Source organism: Hadarchaeum sp. (SeqCode) (assembly GCF_049969415.1).
Lineage (GTDB): Archaea > Hadarchaeota > Hadarchaeia > Hadarchaeales > Hadarchaeaceae > Hadarchaeum.
The window spans coordinates 1-2,447 of the sequence record NZ_JBMFOX010000084.1 but is presented as its reverse complement, the minus strand read 5'-3'; the positions used below and the strand labels follow the sequence as shown (position 1 = coordinate 2,447).

Annotated in this window: 1 protein-coding gene and 1 rRNA gene; both read right to left on the bottom strand. The window is 50.1% G+C overall.

Going from position 1 to position 2,447, the window contains the following annotated elements:
- On the bottom strand, positions 1 to 345 hold a 345-nt coding region (locus ACP5PX_RS07840; RefSeq protein WP_428085400.1), incomplete at its 3' end, for a hypothetical protein.
- Positions 346 to 372: 27 nt separating this feature from the next.
- Positions 373 to 2,447: ribosomal RNA gene (locus tag ACP5PX_RS07835) — 23S ribosomal RNA — on the bottom strand; the annotation flags it as partial.

The following is a 2,447-nucleotide window of genomic DNA, read 5'->3' as shown; positions in this document are numbered from 1 at the left end:
TGTTTTTTTACCAAGAATTTTTGAAAATAGTACTATTAAGATGTTTGAGAAAAAATCTGGTGAAGTGCAATATATTATATCATTCTCCTTCACAAGCTTAAAAACCTCAAAAGGGTTTAGAAGAATTGAATGCTTAAAAATTTTTATACTTTTTATTCTTTCGTATGGAACTCCATTTAAAATTTCTTTAAGCTCTTTTGAGCTTATTCTTTCAACTTTTATAGCATCTGTTGAAGAGATTTTAACCTTATATTTTTTTGATAGTCCCTTTGCTATTTCTATGATTACTTTTTCTTTTCCACCAAAGTTTCTTAAATCAAATTCATCAAAAAACAAGATTTTCATAAAATCTTTAAAAGCAAAAACATTGGATGAGACGGCTTCAAGAGCTTTTAGTAGTGGTGGGCTCGTAGATCGCCGAAGCTCTCTACTTACACCCCCACCCTATCAAACTCCTCTGTTAGGAGCGCTCGATGCCTCGTTTCGGGAGTGGCTTCGACCTTAGATGCTTTCAGGTCTTATCCACTGGCGCGTGGCTACGGGGCAATGCTATAAACAACCCCTACACTAGAGGCGCCGGCCCCCCGTTCCTCTCGTACTTGGAGGACCTTCCCCTCAGGCATTGACACCCCCAGAAGATACCACCGTACTGTCTCGCGACGTACTGAACCCAGCTCATGTGGCTCTTTAACGGATGAACAACCCGGCCCTTGGCGGCTACTGCACCACCAGGATGAGCCAAGCCGACAGCGATGTACCAAACCGCGGGGTCGATGGGGACTCTCGCCCGCGACGAGCCTGTTACCCCCGTGGTAGTTTGTTTGACAGGATAGCGGTCCACCAAGAACACGCTATCGTTCGCTAAGCCCCTCTTTCGAGCCTGCATCCCACGCCTTTAGGGATACAGTCAGCCCTGCATTTGTCTTTGTTCCTTAACAGAGGGTTTCCAAGCCTCCTAAGCAGAGCTTAGGTCACCCTTGTTTCCTTATCGAGGGTGTACCGCCCCAGCCAAACTATCCACCTGCAGTTGTCCTCTTTCGAGTAAGTGATGCAGTAATCGAAGAGTGGTGTTACATTGGCGCTCAGCTTTGGCCAAAACCAAAGCCTCAACACTCCCACTTACGCTCTGCATCGATCACCACACCACAGCTGCAGGCTATAGTCAAACTCAACGGGGTCTTCGTTTCCCTCTGGGGGAACTCGGCATCTTCACCGAGTAGTGAGTTCAGCAGCATCCGGGTCGAGACAGTGGGGCACTCGTTACGCCCTTCATGCAAGTCGCCAATTAAGCGACGAGGTATTACGCTACCTCAAGAGGGTCAGAGTTACCCCCGCTCTTTGCCGGCGCTTAGCCTCCTTGAAAGGAGGTTTCACGTACCGGTAGTGAGCAGGCGTCACCCACCATACTAAGCATTTCTGCTTTGCGGTGAGTTGTGTTTTTGATAAACAGTCGGTGCCCCCTGGTCACTGCGACCTCCGCTTGTTTTGCAAGCAGAGGCATGACTTCTCGCGAACTAACGTCACCAACTTGCCGAATTCCTTGACCCGGATTACGCTGACACGCCTTGGCTTTTTCCGCCAGCAGCACCTCTAAAGGTTCTAGGTACGGTCTACTGCCATCGTTGTCAATCCCCTTTTCACTGGCCCAGGGAATCAGTAGCTATGCATTCAACCCCTTCTCCTCATAACGAGCCTCTGGGGTCTTCTGCACTTTTCAAAGGCTACCTATCCCCAAGCGTCAGGGATTGACCTTTTGTTGCCAAAAGCCTAGGCAGTAGGCTGGAGAATATTAACTCCATTCCCCTTCGTTGGGAGGTGGTTAGCCCCCAACTTAGGACCGGCTAACTCCTCGCTGACGAGCGTTGCGAGGAAAACCGTGTGCTTCCGGCGTCCTGGATTCTCACCAGGATTTGCTCTTACTAACACCAGGATATTCACTAGCATATGCTCCATTGGAGCTCAAACTCCAACTTCTGCGCATATGCTACGCCCTCCTACCCCTTCTCTTTCGAGAAGGCCCATGTATCGGTAGCTGGCTTAGCCCCGCACATTTTCGGAAAGCCCTTCCTTGACCGGTCCGCTATTACGCGTTGTTTAAAGGATGGCTGCTTCTGAGCCTACCTCCCGGCTGTCTTAGGAAGGACCCTCCTTCCTGGTTTGCACTTAGCCAGCATTTAGGGACCTTAACATGGGGTACCGCCATTCCGGTTACGAGCGGCTAGCTTATCCAGCCGCCCCGACTCCCACGCAAAAGCATATGGATTCGGAGTTCGACGATGTGCTAGGGCCTTTCGGCCCCAAGACACATAATCGGTGCTCTACCCCATATGCTCTTAGCGTGAGGCTATCCTAAGGATACTTCGGAGGGGACCCGATATCGCCGAGCTCGATTGGCCTGTTACCCCTACCCCCAGGTCACCCGAGCGGCTTATACCAGCACCGGTTGC